The organism is Streptomyces sp. TLI_185 (assembly GCF_003814765.1).
In the GTDB taxonomy this organism is placed as follows: Bacteria; Actinomycetota; Actinomycetes; order Streptomycetales; family Streptomycetaceae; genus Streptomyces.
This window is the reverse complement of the sequence record NZ_RKRB01000001.1, coordinates 7578667-7595978: the sequence shown is the minus strand read 5'-3', so window position 1 is coordinate 7595978 and position 17312 is coordinate 7578667. Positions and strand designations below refer to the sequence as shown.

General features: G+C 70.4%; 20 protein-coding genes. 15 read left to right on the top strand and 5 right to left on the bottom strand.

Annotated features, from left to right (window positions below; all coding sequences use genetic code 11):
* Positions 1-47: 47 nt before the first annotated feature.
* The 6 genes from EDD92_RS35085 to EDD92_RS35060 all read left to right on the top strand — a co-directional run bounded on the left by EDD92_RS35085 (position 48) and on the right by EDD92_RS35060 (position 5267).
* A complete protein-coding gene (locus EDD92_RS35085) occupies positions 48-701 on the top strand; it encodes a metalloregulator ArsR/SmtB family transcription factor (protein ID WP_123968007.1) in 654 nt (217 codons plus the stop codon).
* Between the two features lie 245 nt (positions 702-946).
* The gene (locus EDD92_RS35080) at positions 947-1561 is read left to right on the top strand and encodes a hypothetical protein (protein ID WP_123968006.1); all 615 of its coding nucleotides are present in this window, start codon (positions 947-949) and stop codon (positions 1559-1561) included.
* Positions 1558-2892, top strand: a complete 1335-nt coding sequence (locus tag EDD92_RS35075) for a copper resistance protein CopC/CopD (RefSeq protein WP_260326952.1) — start codon at positions 1558-1560, stop codon at positions 2890-2892. Before EDD92_RS35080 ends, EDD92_RS35075 begins: the two co-directional genes overlap by 4 nt.
* Before the next feature lie 56 nt (positions 2893-2948).
* Positions 2949-3959 (top strand): plastocyanin/azurin family copper-binding protein, encoded by a 1011-nt coding sequence (locus tag EDD92_RS35070; RefSeq protein ID WP_123968005.1) that lies wholly within the window; start codon positions 2949-2951, stop codon positions 3957-3959.
* A 121-nt stretch (positions 3960-4080) separates the two neighbouring features.
* Positions 4081-4596, top strand: coding sequence for a hypothetical protein (locus EDD92_RS35065; RefSeq protein WP_123968004.1), 516 nt, complete (start codon positions 4081-4083; stop codon positions 4594-4596).
* Positions 4584-5267 carry a plastocyanin/azurin family copper-binding protein gene (locus tag EDD92_RS35060; protein WP_123968003.1) on the top strand — a complete coding sequence of 228 codons (684 nt, stop codon included), beginning with the start codon at positions 4584-4586 and terminating at the stop codon, positions 5265-5267. Before EDD92_RS35065 ends, EDD92_RS35060 begins: the two co-directional genes overlap by 13 nt.
* Positions 5268-5285: 18 nt before the next feature.
* Here the strand turns inward: EDD92_RS35060 and EDD92_RS35055 are convergent, their stop codons facing one another.
* Complete coding sequence (locus EDD92_RS35055) at positions 5286-5696, bottom strand: hypothetical protein (RefSeq protein ID WP_123968002.1); 411 nt, start codon at positions 5694-5696, stop codon at positions 5286-5288.
* A gap of 196 nt (positions 5697-5892) precedes the next feature.
* Between EDD92_RS35055 and EDD92_RS35050 the strand changes: the two genes are divergently transcribed.
* The 4 genes from EDD92_RS35050 (at position 5893) to EDD92_RS35035 (ending at position 10509) form a co-directional block, all read left to right on the top strand.
* Positions 5893-6330: a Fur family transcriptional regulator gene (locus tag EDD92_RS35050; protein ID WP_123968001.1), complete on the top strand. Its 438-nt coding sequence runs from the start codon at positions 5893-5895 to the stop codon at positions 6328-6330.
* Positions 6331-6353: 23 nt separating this feature from the next.
* A complete protein-coding gene (katG, locus tag EDD92_RS35045) occupies positions 6354-8543 on the top strand; it encodes a catalase/peroxidase HPI (RefSeq protein WP_123968000.1) in 2190 nt (729 codons plus the stop codon).
* A 503-nt stretch (positions 8544-9046) separates the two neighbouring features.
* Positions 9047-9493: a hypothetical protein gene (locus tag EDD92_RS35040; RefSeq protein WP_123967999.1), complete on the top strand. Its 447-nt coding sequence runs from the start codon at positions 9047-9049 to the stop codon at positions 9491-9493.
* A gap of 95 nt (positions 9494-9588) precedes the next feature.
* Positions 9589-10509: a hypothetical protein gene (locus EDD92_RS35035; RefSeq protein WP_123967998.1), complete on the top strand. Its 921-nt coding sequence runs from the start codon at positions 9589-9591 to the stop codon at positions 10507-10509.
* Positions 10510-10591: 82 nt separating this feature from the next.
* On the opposite strand, the gene EDD92_RS35030 is transcribed toward EDD92_RS35035, so the two are convergent.
* Positions 10592-11254: a class I SAM-dependent methyltransferase gene (locus EDD92_RS35030; protein WP_221268161.1), complete on the bottom strand. Its 663-nt coding sequence runs from the start codon at positions 11252-11254 to the stop codon at positions 10592-10594.
* An 80-nt stretch (positions 11255-11334) separates the two neighbouring features.
* On the opposite strand from EDD92_RS35030, the gene EDD92_RS35025 reads away from it, so the two are divergent.
* Both EDD92_RS35025 and EDD92_RS35020 read left to right on the top strand, forming a co-directional pair.
* Positions 11335-12045 carry a TetR/AcrR family transcriptional regulator gene (locus EDD92_RS35025; RefSeq protein ID WP_123967997.1) on the top strand — a complete coding sequence of 237 codons (711 nt, stop codon included), beginning with the start codon at positions 11335-11337 and terminating at the stop codon, positions 12043-12045.
* A 28-nt stretch (positions 12046-12073) separates the two neighbouring features.
* The gene (locus EDD92_RS35020; protein ID WP_123967996.1) at positions 12074-12472 is read left to right on the top strand and encodes a VOC family protein; all 399 of its coding nucleotides are present in this window, start codon (positions 12074-12076) and stop codon (positions 12470-12472) included.
* Between the two features lie 13 nt (positions 12473-12485).
* Here the strand turns inward: EDD92_RS35020 and EDD92_RS52505 are convergent, their stop codons facing one another.
* The 3 genes from EDD92_RS52505 to EDD92_RS35010 all read right to left on the bottom strand — a co-directional run bounded on the left by EDD92_RS52505 (position 12486) and on the right by EDD92_RS35010 (position 14426).
* Positions 12486-12929: a transposase gene (locus EDD92_RS52505; RefSeq protein WP_260326947.1), complete on the bottom strand. Its 444-nt coding sequence runs from the start codon at positions 12927-12929 to the stop codon at positions 12486-12488.
* 11 nt (positions 12930-12940) lie between these two features.
* The gene (locus tag EDD92_RS52500) at positions 12941-13123 is read right to left on the bottom strand and encodes a hypothetical protein (RefSeq protein ID WP_260326946.1); all 183 of its coding nucleotides are present in this window, start codon (positions 13121-13123) and stop codon (positions 12941-12943) included.
* Positions 13124-13382: 259 nt separating this feature from the next.
* Complete coding sequence (locus EDD92_RS35010) at positions 13383-14426, bottom strand: phosphotransferase (protein ID WP_260326945.1); 1044 nt, start codon at positions 14424-14426, stop codon at positions 13383-13385.
* A 234-nt stretch (positions 14427-14660) separates the two neighbouring features.
* Here EDD92_RS35010 and EDD92_RS35005 point away from each other — a divergent pair, with 234 nt between their 5' ends.
* From EDD92_RS35005 to EDD92_RS34995, 3 genes are all read left to right on the top strand, one after another.
* Positions 14661-15368, top strand: a complete 708-nt coding sequence (locus EDD92_RS35005) for a hypothetical protein (protein WP_185124225.1) — start codon at positions 14661-14663, stop codon at positions 15366-15368.
* A gap of 150 nt (positions 15369-15518) precedes the next feature.
* Entirely contained in the window at positions 15519-16214 is a 696-nt protein-coding gene (locus EDD92_RS35000; protein WP_399184679.1) for a sigma-70 family RNA polymerase sigma factor, read from the top strand.
* A 113-nt stretch (positions 16215-16327) separates the two neighbouring features.
* Positions 16328-17287: a GlxA family transcriptional regulator gene (locus tag EDD92_RS34995; protein WP_185124224.1), complete on the top strand. Its 960-nt coding sequence runs from the start codon at positions 16328-16330 to the stop codon at positions 17285-17287.
* Positions 17288-17312 lie beyond the last annotated feature (25 nt).

Genomic DNA, 17312 nt, shown 5'->3' with positions numbered 1-17312 from the left:
GTCAACCACGAACGCCGAGTACCCCGAATCGGAGTTACGGTGAGCCCGTGACCTCCGGCTCCGACCCCATTGCCGCGCTCGCCGTCCTCGGCGACGAGTCACGGCGCCGGCTGCTGGACTTCGTACGGCGGGCCCGGCGGCCGGTGACCCGGGAGGAGGCCTCGGCGGCGGTCGGGATCTCCCGCAAGCTCGCGGCCTTCCACCTCGACAAGCTGGTCGCTTCGGGCCTGCTGCAGTCCCGGCACGGCGGCCACGGCCCGCGCCGGGTCGGCCGCACGCCGAAGGTGTACGAGCCCACCCCGCACACGCTCTCCCTGAGCCTCCCCCCGCGCCGCCACGACCTGCTGGCCTCGCTCCTGACCGAGGCCCTGACGGCACAGAAGCAGGGGGAGAACGCGCAGGAAGCGGCCTTGCGCGTGGCCAGGAAAAGGGGCGAGGCCGTCGGCGCCGAAGCCCGTTCCGGCGACATCATGGCCACCCTGGAATCCCTCGGATTCGAGCCCGCCGAGGAGGGAGCCGGCCGCACGGTGCTGCACAACTGCCCCTTCCATCCTGTCGCCGCCCAGGCACCGGATCTGATCTGCGGCATGAACCAGGCCTTCCTGAGCGGCTGTCTCGCGGCCTCCGGCCATTCCGAGACGACTGCCGTGCTGACTCCCCAACCGGGAATCTGCTGCGTCGAGTTGCGCACCGACCGGTAAGAACCGGCAAGGGCCGACAGGGAAATGCCGTGCGCGTTCGAATTCACGGTCCCTTCGTTTTCTCCACGGAATACCACCGGAATGCAATGCGTGCATTGGGGCGGGGAGGTCCGTTCTCACAGTCACCCCCCGGACGGAAATGAGGCAACGAAACGACCGATTAACTGACGCGTAGCGGGTGGGAATCGTCACACCGATCCACTCCTGGTCACTGTCCTTCACGCACAGCGTCATCAGGAGGGACCATGTCCTTCTTCGCCAGGGCATCCTGGCCAGGAGACCATCGCGACGAGCTCGTCGCGGGCGCGCTCGTCGCGGCCGTCGTCGTCGTACTCGGATACGCCTCGGGCATCGGCGCCCAGGCACCGACGACCATCGACACCGCATCCCCACCGGCGTCCGGGACCTCTCCCACGCCGCACCAGCCCTCGGCCCGCTCCGAGACCGGCCCTCCCGACACCGCCGCCGGGAATTACGGCTCCGTCCCGGCGGGCGGCTATTGGCCGGGGGGAAACGGCGCCGGAATTCCCGCGGCGGGCGGCACGCCGTCCACAGGCGGGGAAAACGGCCACGATCACGGTACGGGTGGAACGGGCGGCGGACACACAACCACCCCCTCGCCTTCCCCCACCCCGACCCCCACCCCCTCGGACCACTGCGACGAGGGTGAAGTCCGTCTCGCACAGCCGCTGTTGAACGGCGTGGCCACTCCGGTCACCGGCCTGCTGAACGGGCTCCTGGCCCCGGCCTCCCCCAGCCCTTCGCCCTCCCCGTCGCCGTCGCCGTCGACCGGCACCCTCTCCTCGCTGTGCGTCGGTGTCGCCGCCTCACCCTCGGTCATTCCGGAGGTGCTTCCGTGAGACGCCGCGCCCCGTCCCTGCTCGCCGCCCTCCTGGCCGCCCTCGCGACCCTGCTGCTCGCCGCACCCCCCGCCTCGGCCCACACGGAGCTGGAGTCCTCCGCCCCGAAGGACGGCGCCCGGCTCTCCCACACCCCCGCCACCGTGCGGCTCACCTTCAGTGAGCCGGTCGAACCTGCCGACGTCCACATCAGGGCGGCGGGCAGGAAGCTGACCGTGTCCCGGGGCGACCACGGCAACAACGCCGTCGAGGTCACCGTCCCGAAGCTCTCGGAGCAGGAACAGAGCAAGGACCGGGGCGATCTGGCCCTGGTCTGGCAGGTACTTGACATGGAGGACGGGCATCTCACGTCAGGGACGCTCTCCTTCCGCCTCACCGCGAAGGCGGGCCACTCGGCCGAAGCAGCGGCGATCCCGGAACCGTCCGAGACGGTGCACTCCGCCTGGGTCGCCGTGCGCTGGGCCGGTTATCTCTCGCTCGCCCTGTTCGTCGGCGGTCTGGCGTTCCTCGCGCTGCTCTGGCCGCAGGGCGCGTGGGACCGCCGTACCCGCCGTGTCCTCACGCTCTCCTGGGCCGCCGGTCTCGCGGCGAGTCTGCTCGCGCCCGGACTCCAGGGCGCGTACGGAACGATGGGCACGCTCGACGACGTGTTCCGACCCGGCACCTATACCGACCTGCTGAACACCGAGGTCGGCATCGTGGCCGCCTGCCGGGTGCTGATGTGGGTGCTCGCCGCCATCGCGCTGGCCGCCCTGCTGCAGAGCGGGGACCGGGCCGCACGGTCGCCCGGCTGGCGCGTCGGGGCGCTGGCCGTCGGCGTCGGGCTGCTGCGTACGACGAGCATGACCGGCCACAACTCCGAGGGCACGCACCCCGGTTGGGGCGCGGTGGCCGACCTGGTCCATCTGCTCGGCGTCTCGCTGTGGCTCGGCGGTCTGACAGTGCTGCTGCTCGGGGTGCTGCCCCGGCGCCGTCCCGACGAACTGTCGGCCGTCGTGTCCGGCTACTCCCGGCTCGCCGGGGCGTCGGTCGCGGCGATCGTGGCGGCGGGGGCGGTGCTGACCTGGCAGGTGGTCGGGTCCTTCGACGCCCTGTTCCACACCGGCTACGGGCAGCTCCTGCTGCTCAAACTCGCCGTACTGGCCGCGGTGTTGCTGATCGCCCAGCGCAGCCGCGGCTGGGTGAAGACGCGGCTCGACATCGCCGTACTGCTGCGCGGCGACCGCGCCACCGTACGGCCCTTCGTCCACTCGGTCGCGGCCGAGACGGGGCTCGTCCTCGTCGTTCTCGCCGCGACGAGTCTGCTGGTCACGTCCGCCCCCGGCCGCTGACCGGCACCTGCCCCACCCTCCCCTCACAGGGGATCTCACAAGGGAGAAGCACCACCATGCACACAGAGGAAACCACCGCACCCGCGTCGCACCACCGGCGCTCCCCTGCGGGCAACCGGGTGCTGCTGGCCACCGGCCTCGGCGCCGGCCTCGCCGCCGTCGCCGGCCTCGGCCTGCTCCAGGCGTCCGCCGGGGCCGCGGCCCCGCAGACCGCCACTCCGGCGGCCGAGGCCCAGTCGATGTCGGACATGGACCACTCGTCCGGCAAGGCCGCGGCGGCCGACTACACCATCGAGATCAAGAGCTACAAGTTCGCCCAGCCGAAGCTGACGGTGAAGGTCGGCGACACGGTGAAGTGGGTCAACGAGGACTCCGCTCCGCACACGGTCACCACCACCAGCGGCCCGGCCAAGTTCGACTCCGGGACCCTGCAGAAGGGCGACAGCTGGTCGTACACCTTCACCAAGGCCGGTACGTACGACTACTACTGCGCGGTCCACCCGGACATGACGGCGTCGGTCACCGTGGTCGCGAACAGCGGCGGCGGCTCGACGGGCGGCTCCACCGGGGGCAGCTCCGGCGGCTCGGCCGGAGGATCCACCGGCGGCTCGACGGGCGGTTCCACCGGCGGCAGCACGGGTGGCTCCACCGGTGGCTCCACGGGCGGATCGACCGGTGGGGGCAGCAGCTCCGGTGGTACGGGCGGCGGCGACGAATGCGTCAGCGCCCAGCAGGTCCTGCTGCCGATCCTGCAGCACATCAACAAGGCGCACCTGGAGCAGTCCCCGGGCCAGCAGGTCCAGGACGCGCTCAAGCTCGACGACTACCTCAAGATGCACACCGTCTGGCTGGAGTCGATCATCACCCCGGCGGTGAACGGCGCCGGCAGCGTCTCCGACGACACGCTCAGCGTGCTCCTGCAGCACATCAACAAGGCGCACCTGGAGGAGTCGCTCGGCCAGCAGGTCTCCGACCTTCTCAACCCCGACGCCTACGTCAAGATGCACACCGTCTGGGCCGAGCACCTGCTCGCCCCGACCGAGAACTACATCACCAACTCCTGCTGAACCACTTCCTGCTGGCTTCTCCTCAGCAGGACGCGGCGGGCCGGCCGAGTCGCAGTCGGCCGGCCCGCCGCTCGCTCCATTCTCCCCGCCCGTCACTCCGCTCGCCCATCGAGGTGCCGAGATGACCACCGAGACCCGTCCCACCGCCGTCCTGCCCCCGCCCCGCCCGGGCCCCGACTGGCTGCCCGACCCCGGCACGTACGGTGCCGCCCCTGACCGCTGCATCGTCGAACTGACCGCGCGATTCGGCCCGTTGACCACCCTGCGCCGCCGGCTCACCGCCCTGGACGCGACCCTCACCGTGGCGCCCGACTCCGACGACTGTGTGCTGAGCCTGGAGCTGGCCGGCCGGCCGCTGGGCGGCAGGGTGCTCACCTTCGTCAGCACCAGCCTCACGCCCACGGACGAGGCCACCCGGCTGCACGTCCCCGGCGAACTCGCCCTGGCCGGTGATCCGGCCCCGGCCATATTCGGCTTCCGCGTCGTCGAGCGCACCGCCGACCGGCTCCTGGTCCTCGGCACACTCCGGCTGCCGTACCGCCCCCTGCGCCGTACGACCGGCCTCACCCTGCCCCGCATCCGTCCCGCAGACCGCATCCGGCTGCTCGTAGCCGCGGAGTTCACATGCCCCGTCTGACCGCCTTCCTCGGCGCCCTCTTCCTGGCGGGCGCCGCCCTCGTCCTGCCCGCCCCCGCGGTGCAGGCGGCCACCGGCCACCAAGTCCTCATGTCGGGCTACGCGTTCTCACCCCGCACCCTGACCATCACCGCCGGGGACACGGTCACCTGGACCAACCAGGACCAGGCGCCCCACGACGTCGAGACCACCTCCGGTCCCGCCTCTGTCCACTCCCCGATGCTCAGCAAGGGCGGCAGCTGGAGCCACACGTTCACGACGCCGGGGACCTACGGCTACGTCTGCACCGTGCATCCGGACATGACGGCCCAGCTCGTCGTGAAGGCGGCCGCCGCACCCGCGCCCACCGTCCATCGGCACCAGCACCCGACGGCCGCCGCACCCACCACCCGGCCGGCCACCGCGATGCCGTCGTCCATGCACACGGGCCACAGCGCCAAGGCCGCCGCGCCCGGAGCCTCCAAGACGCCGCCCCCCTCCCCCACGGCCTCCGCCTCCGCCGCCCCCGCGGCAGCACAGCCCCCCGTGGACAACGCAGCCTCCGCCACCCGTTCCCTCAGCCCCCTTCTTCTCCTCACCGGCGTCGTCGCGGGCGTGGCTGTCCTGTGCCTGCTCCTGGTCGGCTCCCGCTCGGCCGCCGCGTCCCGCAACGAGGAGCCGGGTACGAGCTGACCTCGCGCCGCGCCGGCCTCAGGCCCGGCGCAGCACCACCAGCACGACCAGCAGTACGGTTGCGCCCGCGCTCGCCCCGTGGGCGACGACCGCCGTCAGCGGAAAGTAACGCTCGGCGGTCCGTCCGCCCCGGGAGTGCCGTCCCGAGCTGGGCAGCCAGCGCAGCAGCATCATGAACCCGAACGCGGCGACGACCAGCACCACGGCGCAGGCCGCCCAGGCCGTGCCCCGGACCGCGCCCGCGAGGTAGGCCGTCCAGCAGGCCAGACCGGTGACGGCCAGCACGACATGCCCCACGACGAGCCACAGCGGCAACCGCGTCACCCCCGGCGTGCGCTGCCGCAGGCCGCCGTGGCGGATCCACACCGAGGCCAGATAGCCGCCGAGCCCCGCGGTCAGCAGCCACGCGCACAGAACGAAGACACCCACGCGCTCCAGCACAGCGCAGGGAACGGGCGCAGGCCGGACATCCATTCACCGATTCACCCGTAGGCGTGAACAGTGGTGCGAATCCCTTGCCAGCCCTTGATCTGCGGGGATTCCCCCGGACGTCATCGACCGGCCACCAAACCTGTCTCGTTCGTTTTCTTGAATCATTCGTGTTTGTGCGGGTAGCTTGGGCGCCATGACTTCACCCCAGACTCCGACCACCGCCGAGGAGCTCCGCGGTGCCGGCCTGCGGGTGACGGCCGCCCGCGTCGCGCTGCTCGAGACCGTCCGCGAGGGTGACCACCTCGGCGTCGAGGCGATCGCCTCGGGTGTGCGGGACCGTGTGGGCCACATATCCCTGCAAGCCGTGTACGAGGCACTGCACGCCCTCACCACGGCCGGACTCGTACGCCGCATCGAGCCGCCGGGCAGCCCGGCCCGGTTCGAGGGCAGGGTCGGGGACAACCACCACCACCTCGTGTGCCGCTCGTGCGGTGCCGTCTTCGACGTCGACTGCGCGGTCGGTCATGCCCCCTGTCTCACCGCTTCGGACGACCGAGGCTTCGCCATCGACGAGGCCGAGGTCATCTACTGGGGCCTGTGCCCCGACTGTTCCACCGCTCGCACGGCCTGAGCACCAACCCCGGAAGGATTCCCATGTCTGAGAACAACGCCGCTGAAGCGAAGTGCCCGGTGGCGCACGATCGCGCTCTGCACCCGACCCAGGGCGGAGGAAACCGCCAGTGGTGGCCGGAGCGGCTCAACCTGAAGATCCTTGCCAAGAACCCTGCCGTGGCCAACCCGCTCGGTGAGGAGTTCGACTACGCCGAGGCGTTCAAGAGCCTCGACCTCCCGGCCGTGAAACAGGACATCGCCGAGATCCTGACGGACTCCAAGGACTGGTGGCCGGCCGACTTCGGGCACTACGGCCCGTTCATGATCCGTATGGCCTGGCACAGCGCGGGCACCTACCGCATCAGCGACGGCCGCGGCGGCGCCGGCGCCGGTCAGCAGCGCTTCGCCCCGCTGAACAGCTGGCCGGACAACGTCAACCTGGACAAGGCCCGCCGTCTGCTGTGGCCGGTCAAGAAGAAGTACGGCAAGAGCCTGTCCTGGGCCGACCTCATGATCCTCGCCGGCAACGTGGCGCTGGAGTCCATGGGCTTCACCACCTTCGGCTTCGGCGGCGGCCGCGAGGACGTCTGGGAGTCGGAGGAGGACGTCTACTGGGGCCCCGAGAAGGTCTGGCTCGACGACCAGCGCTACACCGGCGACCGTGAGCTGGAGAGCCCCCTCGGCGCGGTCCAGATGGGTCTGATCTACGTCAACCCGGAGGGCCCGAACGGCAACCCGGACCCGATCGCCGCGGCCCGCGACATCCGTGAGACCTTCCGCCGCATGGCGATGGACGACGAGGAGACCGTCGCCCTCATCGCCGGTGGTCACACCTTCGGCAAGACCCACGGCGCGGGCCCGGCCGACAACGTCGGCGCCGACCCCGAGGCCGCCCCGATCGAGGCCCAGGGCCTCGGCTGGAAGAGCACCTACGGCTCCGGCAAGGCCGGCGACGCGATCACCTCCGGCCTGGAGGTCACCTGGACCGCCACGCCGACCCAGTGGGGCAACGGGTTCTTCAAGAACCTCTTCGAGTACGAGTACGAGCTCACGCAGAGCCCGGCCGGCGCGAACCAGTGGGTGGCGAAGGACGCCGAGGCGATCATCCCCGACGCCCACGACGCGTCGAAGAAGAAGCTCCCGACGATGCTCACCACCGACCTGTCGCTGCGCTTCGACCCGGTCTACGGGCCGATCTCGCGTCGCTTCTACGAGAACCCGGAGGAGTTCGCGGACGCCTTCGCCCGCGCCTGGTACAAGCTGACCCACCGTGACATGGGTCCGAAGTCGCTGTACCTCGGCCCGGAGGTCCCGGCGGAGACCCTGCTGTGGCAGGACCCGCTGCCTCAGGCCGAGGGCGAGCCCATCGACGCCGCCGATGTCGCGGCGCTCAAGGCCAAGCTGCTCGACTCGGGTCTGTCCGTGTCCCAGCTGGTGTCCACCGCGTGGGCGTCGGCCTCGACGTACCGCAACAGCGACAAGCGCGGCGGTGCCAACGGCGCCCGTATCCGTCTGCAGCCGCAGGCCGGCTGGGACGTCAACGAGCCCGACCAGCTGGCCCAGGTCCTCCGCGTCCTGGAGGGCATCCAGTCGGAGTTCAACACCGGTGCCAAGAAGGTCTCCCTGGCCGACCTGATCGTCCTCGGTGGTGCCGCCGCCGTGGAGAAGGCCGCCAAGGACGCCGGTCACGACATCGAGGTGCCCTTCACCCCGGGTCGTGTGGACGCCACGGAGGAGCACACCGACGCGGAGTCCTTCGCCGCGCTGGAGCCCACCGCCGACGGCTTCCGCAACTACCTGGGCAAGGGCAACCGTCTGCCGGCCGAGTACCTGCTGCTCGACAAGGCCAACCTGCTGGGCCTGAGCGCCCCCGAGCTGACCGTCCTCGTCGGCGGTCTGCGCGTCCTCGGCGCCAACCACCAGCAGACCGCGCACGGCGTCTTCACGGACACCCCGGGCAAGCTGACGAACGACTTCTTCGTCAACCTGCTCGACCTGGACCACACGTGGTCGCCGGTCTCCGAGGACCAGACGGTCTTCGAGTGCCGTGACGACGCGACCGGCGAGGTCAAGTGGACCGGCACCCGTGCCGACCTGGTCTTCGGCTCGAACTCCGAGCTGCGTGCGCTCGCCGAGGTCTACGCGGCCGACGACGCGAAGGAGAAGTTCGTGAACGACTTCGTCGCGGCGTGGGTCAAGGTGTCGAACGCGGACCGCTTCGACATCGCCTGATCCGCACGGCCACCGAGCTCGGTCACTGAGCAAGGCCACTGACGTCCGGGCCGTCCCGCAGGGGGCGGCCCGGACGTCGCCTTTTCCGCCCGTACGTCTTCCGCCACCGCGCCCGGTGACGGGCATCGCCCTGTCCCTACCCGCCGACACCCCCAGCGAGGGCAACGGGGCAGCGCTGTTCCACGACCCGAGCAGGTCTCGGTGGACGGCGATGATGCCGCTTCGGCCGCATCCTTGGCGCGCCACTGCGCTCCGGAGACCTCGCCCACCTGCACGTGCACCCGGGCGGCGAGCTCGGTGACGGAACGACCCGGCCGGGCCGGCCCGGGACATCCCGTTCACCGCCACGGTGCCCAGCACCGGCACCTAACGTCTGTTCCTGGACCTCAAGCACGCCGGTGAGGTCCACCCCCAAGCACGCCGGTGAGGTCCCACACCGCCGCCTTCACCGTGCGGGCCCAGCCGCACGACGCGCAGTGCGCCCGGTTGCGTAAGGTGAACCCGTGACCGCCACGCAGCCCGCCCCGAGCACGGCCGGGGCCCGCCACCGCAGAGTGGTGCGGCCGGCCGTGCTGGTCGCGGTGCTGCTCGGGCTGTTCCTCATGCACGGCGGCCCGGCCGCGGCCGACGGTGGCTGCCACGGGGCCATGGCGGACACAACGGTCACGCAACCGGCACCGGCCACGATGACGACGCACTCGGCCGACCACTCCAGGACCATGGGCGACAAGGCCACCACGCGCGCGGACGAGACCATGCGGGGCGCCCTGTGCCTGGCCACCCCGCCCCGCTCGGCGATCCCGCTGCCACCGCTCGCCACGGCCGCCCTGGTCCTCCCCGCCGCCGCCCTGCTGCCACGGGCCCCGCGGGCGTACGCGGGCACCCGCCGCAGGGGACCACCCATAGGTGGACGCGAACTGCTCCTCCAGGCGTGCATCGCGCGGACGTGACGCGGCCTCCGGACACCGGCTCATCGCCCGGTCCGGCACAGGTCCCACGTTCGTCATTCGCGCCGTATCGCGGCGCCCACCTGGAAAGACACCTCATGTCCAAGCGCTCCCGGACGCCCCGCCGCCTCCTCATGGCGGCTGCTACCACCTCGGTACTCACCCTGGCGCTGGCCGCCTGCGGTTCCAGCACCGACTCCGGCCACAGCTCCGCCATGCCCGGCATGGACCACAGCAGCACGCCGTCCCCCTCCGCATCGGATGACGGCATGGCGTCGATGCCCGGCATGGACACGGCCTCCACCGGCAACGGCCTGGCTGCCGCCCAGGACGGCTACCGCATGACCTCCCCGACCGCCGACGTCCCCGCCGACCGGTCGGCCGACTACCGCTTCACCGTCACCGGCCCGGCCGGTAAGCCGGTCACCGACTTCACCGTGGACCAGACCAAGCGGATGCACTTCTACGCCATCCGCACCGACCTCACCGGCTTCCAGCACCTGCACCCCACCATGGCGAAGAACGGCACCTGGACCGCGCCACTCGCCGCGCTGAGGCCGGGCACCTGGCGGCTGTACGCCTCCTTCACCCCGGCCACCGGATCCGGCAAGGGCAAGGACTTCGTCCTCAGCCGCACCGTGAAGGTGTCCGGCATGCCGATGACCACGTCGCTGCCCAAGGCGTCCGGCACCACCACCGTCGACGGCTACACGATCGCCGTGAAGGGCGACCTGATGGCCGGCATGGCCCACCGGCTCACCGCCACCGTCACCAAGAACGGCAAGCCGGTCACCGACCTCCAGCCCTACCTGGACACCTACGCCCACCTCACGGCCTTCCACCAGGGCGACCTCGCCTTCGCCCACCTCCACCCGGAGACCAAGGCGGACGGCGACCACGGCGGGCCCGCGCTCACCTTCCACGCAGAGTTCGCCCAGTCCGGAAACTGGCGGCTCTTCCTGCAGTTCCAGACCGGCGGCAAGCTGCACACCGCGGCCCTCACGCTCCACGTGAACTGACCGCCGAACGCCGGCCCGTCCCCCCTGGCTGGAGGGACGGGCCGGCCAGGCCCAACGGGCGCCCCAGGGCGGCGACTTGTCGCTACCGCCTCCGCGTCGCCCGCACATAGGTCAGCCAGGGCCGCACCTCGCCCTGCCCGCTCACCTCGAAGCCCGCGTCCGCGATGAGCCCATCCAGCAGGTCGACCCGGTTGTGGGCCATGGCGTGACCTGCTCCGCCGTGCACCAGATGACGACCGATCCGGCTCTTCGGCGGCCGGAACTCCACGACGAGCAACCGCCCGCCGGGGCGCACCACCCGGTGCATCTCACGCAGCGCGGCAGGCCGCAGGTCCTCGGGCAGGTGATGGAGCATCAGGCTGGTGACGACGGTGTCGAAGGAGGCGTCCGCCAAGTCGAGGGACTCGGCGATGCCCTCCCGGTACGTGCAGGGCGCGCTGCCCGGGCGCGGCTTCTTGCGGCGCGCGTACTCCAGGACCGGCGCCGAGGGGTCGACTCCGGTCACCTTCCCGTCCGGGCCGACCCGGTCCGCCATGCGCCGGCTCAGGTAGCCGGTGCCGCAGCCGACATCCAGGACACGGTCGCCCGCTTCGGCATCGCTGAGTTCGGCGAGGCGGACGAAGGCGCGGTTGCGGCGGCCGAGGAAGCAGACGTCACCGAAGAATTCGTAGGAGCGAGGGGCCGCGATGGTCACGCCGGGCGTGTCCGCGCGGGGCTTGCCCTGCATGAGATGTCCGAGGTTCATGGCAGTCTCCCTAACTTAGTCGGGACTAAGTACTGCTCCAACTTAGTCCCGACTAAGAAAGACGGCAAGGGAGGCATACGATGGCTGCTGTGACGGAGTCCCGCCCTCGCCCCCACCGCCGCACGCGCACCCGCCTGCCCGCCGCCGAGCGGCGCGCGTCGATCCTGGCCGCGGCCACGGAGGTCTTCTCGGAGACCGGCTACCAGCGCGGCAAGGTCTCCGACATCGCCAGGAAGGTCGGGGTCACCGAGCCGGTGGTCTTCCAGAACTTCGGCTCCAAGTCGGCGCTGTACCGGGCGGCCCTCGACCACGCCACCGACGCGGTCTCCGCACTTCTGCACCGCGCCGCCGACGCGGGCCGCCCGGTCCCCGAAGTGCTGGCAGCCTTCCTCGACCCGGCTCACATGGACCGCTTCCACCAGCCCGGCGGGCACGGTTTCCTGTTCGCCGACGCCACCGCCCTGGCCCACGACCCGGACCTCGGCGCGGCCCTGCGCCAGGTCCACCGGCACTTGGCCGACACGCTCGCGGAGCTGATCCGGCGCGGCCAGACGACCGGCGATGTACGGGACGACATCGACCCGCACACCGCTGCCTGGTGGCTCGTCTCGCTGCTGGCCGGCCGCTCGTTCCGCGCGGCCGTCGTCCCGGACCGGGACACGGTCGAGGCCGATCTGACGAAGATGGCGCTACGGTCGCTGCTGCCGGACGACCGCTCGCAGGCGCCTGCCAGGAGTCCGAGGCCTACAGGTGGCCGCGGACCGGAGGGGTGGCGCGGCCCCATAGGCTGAGCCCCCATCGGCACTCTCTGGGGGAGTAATGACCAGTAGGTTCACTGAGTTGGTTGTCGACTGCCATGATCCGGAGCGGCTCGCGGCCTTCTGGTGCGCTGTCCTGGGTTTCAAGGTGATCGACCGGAGCGATGGCAAGGTCGAGATCGGCTCCTGGGAGCCGACCGTCGAGGAGGTCCGGGCCCGCCAGATGCCGCCCACTCTGGTGTTCATCCGGGTGCCCGAGGGCAAGACTGTGAAGAACCGGCTCCACCTCGACGTCAGCCCGGTCGACGGCAGTACCGACGACGAGGTGACCAGGCTGCTCGGCCTCGGCGCAACCAAGGTGGACGTGGGCCAGGGCCCCGGCCGGAGCTGGGTGGTCATGGCCGATCCCGAGGGCAACGAGTTCGATGTCATGCGCACCCTGGCACCGTCCAACTCATGATCCGTCCCTAGGGTCAGTGGTCGTAGGCGGTCAGTGAGCGCAGGACGGGCTGTCCGCTCCGGTCGTTGTGCCAGATGGCGGTGGTCAGTGTGAGGATGCGCTGTATGACGCGGGCGACGACGCCGGGCGGGTGTGTGGCCGTGGTGCTGTTCGAGGTTGAGCCGGCCTTGAAGGTCTCGTTGACCGACTCGATGACCTGCCACAGTGGTTTGAACAGCGCGGCTCCGGGCCGCTCCGGTTCGCCCTTGCGGGTTGGCCGCAGCAGCCGGATGCCGTGCTCGGCCAGCTGGTCCTCGAAGTCGCCGCCGAAGTAGTTCTTGTCGCCGAGCAAGGTCTGTCCGGGCCGGGTGACGAGGAGTTCCGGTTCGGCGTCGAACAGATCCAGCAGCGTCTCGCGCTCGCCGGCCTCCGCTCCGGTCAGGGCGAAGGCGACGGGCAGTCCCCGGAGCGTGCACACCAGGTGCGGGCTCAGGCCCCGAAGAAGCGGCTGTGGCCGGCGCAGTAGCCGTACTCGGCCCATCCCGCCAGCTCGGAGCGTCTGACCGTCGCGCGGGAGCGGCCGCATTCCACGGGCGTGGAGTCCACGAGCCATACGTCGTCGCTCCACACGGATGTGTCCGTGGCCAGCAGCCGGGTGATCCGGCGGAGCAACTCGACGGCCTTGCGCAGGCGCTTGTCGTAGCCGGGCTGCTGGGGCAGGTACGGGAACAGATGCCGCAGGTGAGCGCGGGCGTGGCGGAGCCACTTCGACCGGCACTACCTCACCCTCGGCCCCGCCGTGATCACTGGCCTGGCGGACAGCCTCACCCCCCAACGCCCGCAGGACCGCTGCGCTGCGCGTCCTCACCCTCGACCTGGCTCCGGCCCACGCGCTGCTCCTCTCCGATCTCGCCCTTCAAACCCTCGGGATCTACCCGGCGGCGAAGGCGTCCTCGACCTGATCGAGCCGGTCGGTCCACCAGCGCAGCAGCGCCTCATCCGCGGTGAACAGCTCATCGCAGGAGAAGTCACCGCCGTCGTAGTGGAACTCCCGCTGCCAGAAGTCCGTCATCCGCTTCCACCACAGCCTGCGGACACCGTCCACGAGCGCCGTGACCTCCAACGGCATCACCGACCGGTAGCCACCGACGAACGCCGACACACGGGCGAGGTCGAACACCCCGTCCACCCCGAACTGCACCTGCGCCGTCCGCACGACCTCCTCCGCGTACGGCCGCACGCCGACCCGGTCCCAGTCCAGAACGGCGGACAGCTCCTCGTCCTCCCACAGCAGGTTCCGGTACTGGAAGTCACCGTGCGTCCATCCATGGACGCCCTCAGGAACCGCGTGCTGCGGACGGAGACCAGCGTGCTTGGTGATCAGCGCCCGCCGGTGATCAAGAGCGACGGAGGCCGCCACGTCGAAGGCACTGCCGAGCCCGGTGGCGGCTACAGCCTCGGACAGCCGGAAGGACTTCTCGACGGCCCGCTCCGTCAGTGTGACGTCCACCGAAACCGCATCGGGCACGGCAGGCAGCAGCCCCCGACCGCAGACCCGGCCCAGGCCCACATGCAGGCGCCCCAGGTGGGCGCCCAGCAAAGCCGCCTGAGCCAGGCTGAGGTCGATGCCCCGGACGTGAACCCCTGCCGCCCACGGAAACAGGCACCAGACCCCGCCACCAACCTCAGCGACCAGGTCGCCAGTTGTGGTCGTAACCGGAGCGCTGACCGGGATGCCGTCTTCGGCAAGCGCGGAAAGAATGCCGAGGTTGCGGCTCAGCCGGTCGAGAGGCACGTCGGTGACCCGCTTGAGGGCGAACGCGCCAGCCGGAGTGTCCACCTTCCAGTTCACGTTCATCAGCCCGTCGGCAAGGTGGCGGGGTTCCCGTACCTCTCCAACACCGAAGACGTCGGCCAGCTCGGCCAGAACCCTACCCGGGATGTCAGTCCGGTCCGCACTGGTCGCGTATGTCACCCGCAGGACGATATGCCAGCACACCCAGGCACAAGGGTCACGCACATCACCCGGAAGATCGATTACGGATCGGGCCATACACACAAGAGCCCTTGAGGAAGTCGGTGCGTACCCGCAATAAGTTCCCGCGTTTCGCCAAGTGCTGGATCGCCGCTTCAAATTGAGCACGAGGCCGGGCCACTTTGCGTCCTGATCCGTAACGACCGGACTTCGAGTGCAAGGATGAAGCCTGTCATGGCTGCCGGGTGGTGCACGCGTACGGTACGGGCCGCGATGTTCGCGGCCGTCTGCGTGCTGCTCTCCGCCCTGGCCCACACCATGATGTCCGGTGCCTTGGTGCCCTGGTGGGCGCTGGGTGCCGGCGCAGTCGGAGCAGGCGGAGTGGGCTGGGCTCTGGCCGGCCGTGAACGCGGACTTCGGTTGATCGTGTCCGTGGTGGTCGTGACTCAAGGGGTGCTCCACTGGAGCTTCTCCCTCGCACAGTCCGCCAGTCAGCCGACGGTGCCCCCGACCGCCGTGGGTGACACGGGTGACACGTCGATGGGATCCATGGGTCACCACATGAATTCCATGGACATGGGCCCCATGCACCCGCATTCCATGGGAATGGATCATTCGGTCCACCTGGGCTCCGGTGCTCCGGTCGGCCTGGAGCACTGGCTGAGCGGCACGTCGATGTCAGGCATGTACTCGGCCCACCTTGTGGCGGCACTGCTGTGCGGTCTGTGGCTGGGTTACGGCGAGCGTGCCGCCTTCCGTCTGCTGCGGGCGGTGGCGGGATGGTTGGCCGCGCCACTGCGGCTGGTGCTCGCCCTGCCCGCGCTGCCACGGCGTCCGCGGGTGCTGCGGCGTAGGCGCCGTTCGCGTCGGGTGCCGCGGCGTCTGCACCTTGTCCACGCGATCACTACTCGGGGACCGCCCGTCGCCCTCGCTGTCGTCTAGAACAGCCGGTTTCCCGGGGTCGTTTCCGGTGTCGTCGACGCCGAGCCTCGGGCAGCGGTCGTGCCCGTATGCGGCCGACCGCAGTTCCCTTGCTGCTGGATGGGCGCGCCAGTGTGCCGCCGCTCCACGCACGATCGCGAAGGACACAAGGTGCCTGCTCCTGCCCTGCCCGCGTTACGCGGGACACGCAAGACACGTAGGAAACACGACAAGACACAAGAGGTCGACGAGTTGATCACCTCCTGGGCGCTGGCCGCCCGAAGCGGTGACGAGGATGCCGTCGAGCAGTTCATCCGGGCACTGCACAGCGATGTGCTGCGTTACGTCGCCCATCTGAGTGCGGATCCGCAGTCGGCGGACGACCTGGCCCAGGAGACCTTCCTCCGGGCGCTGGGCAGCCTGCACCGGTTCGAGGGAAGGTCCTCGGCCCGTGCGTGGCTGCTGTCCATCGCACGCCGGGCGGTGATCGACGACTTCCGCCGTGCCGCCTCCCGTCCTCGTCTGGCGGACCGGCACGACTGGCGCCGCGCGGCTGAAATGGCCCAGCCGGTCGACGTACCAGGATTCGAGGAGGGCATTGCGCTCCTCGAACTGCTGGCAGCGCTGCCGGACGAGCGCCGCGAGGCTTTCATCCTCACTCAGGTGGTCGGTCTGCCGTATGCAGAGGCGGCCGATGTCACCGGCTGTCCTGTCGGGACAGTGCGCTCCCGGGTGTCCCGGGCCCGCACCGCCCTTCTGGACCTGCTCGCCGAGCCGGAAGAGCCGGCCAGGGACGGCGGAATTCCGCCGTCGGCCCTACGGCCGCATGTGACGGCGGGCGTCCCGGTCGCCGCGGTCGCGGCCTGACGTCGTGGGGCTGGCGCCCGCCATGGGCGCGGGCACCGGCCCCACCTCTCCTCAGGGCATTCCGATATCTACCGCTCCATCGTTCAGCGAGTGGACGGAGGCGCATGCATCCCGTGAACGGGGCAGATGACAGCCCACGGCACCACGCCGTGCTGATCTTCCTCTTCGAGGGGGTGCAGAGTCTCAGTTTCTCCGCCGTCGCGGATGTCCTGTCGGCTGCGAACTCCCTGGCCGGGGACCGCTTTCGGTATGACGTACGGACCATTTCGCGCGACGGCGCAGCGGTCCGTACGTCCAGTGGCCTGACGGTGCTGCCGGACTGCGGTCTCGCGGGCAGCAGCGAGGCGGATACGCTGCTCGTACCGGATGCGCACGCGATCCCGGTGTCGGACGCGGAATCGGTCCGTACGCTGGCCGACCGGGCTCGGCGAATCGCGTCTGTGGGTACGGGTGCCTTCCTGCTCGCGGAAGCCGGCTTGCTCAGCGGCCGCCGGGTGACCACGCACTGGGAGTTCTCCGACGAGTTGGGCCGCCGCTTCCCCGATGTCACGGTGGACCCACGGGACACCGTGCTCAAGGACGGCCATGTGACGACCGCTGGAGGAGCCGCTTCCGGACTCGACCTGGCGCTGTCGTTGGTGACAGAGGATCTCGGGCGTGACATCGCCCAGCGTGTCGCCCAGGGACTCGTCACCCATCTCAGGAAACCCGGCGGGCAGACGCAGTTCGCCCAGCTGAGCGTTCCCGAGGCGCGGAGCCCGGCGCTGCGCCAGGCCCAACAGCAGGTCCTCGCCCATCCCTCAGGTGAATGGACCCTCCGCACGCTGGCCCAGCTCGCCGGCCTGTCCGAGCGTCACATCAGCCGCCGGTTTCGCACGGAAATCGGCATGACGGTACGGGAGTTCGTGGAGCAGGTCCGGGTGACCGTTGCCGCCCGCCTCCTGATCGAGGGCCCACAAAGCCCTGAAGTGATAGCGCGCGAGACCGGATTCGGCACCGCGGCCACCATGCACAAGTCCTTCCTTCGGGTTGTTCACGTCCCTCCTCTCGAGTATCGAGCCAGGTTCTCGTGACACGCTCATGCCTGAACTGCACATC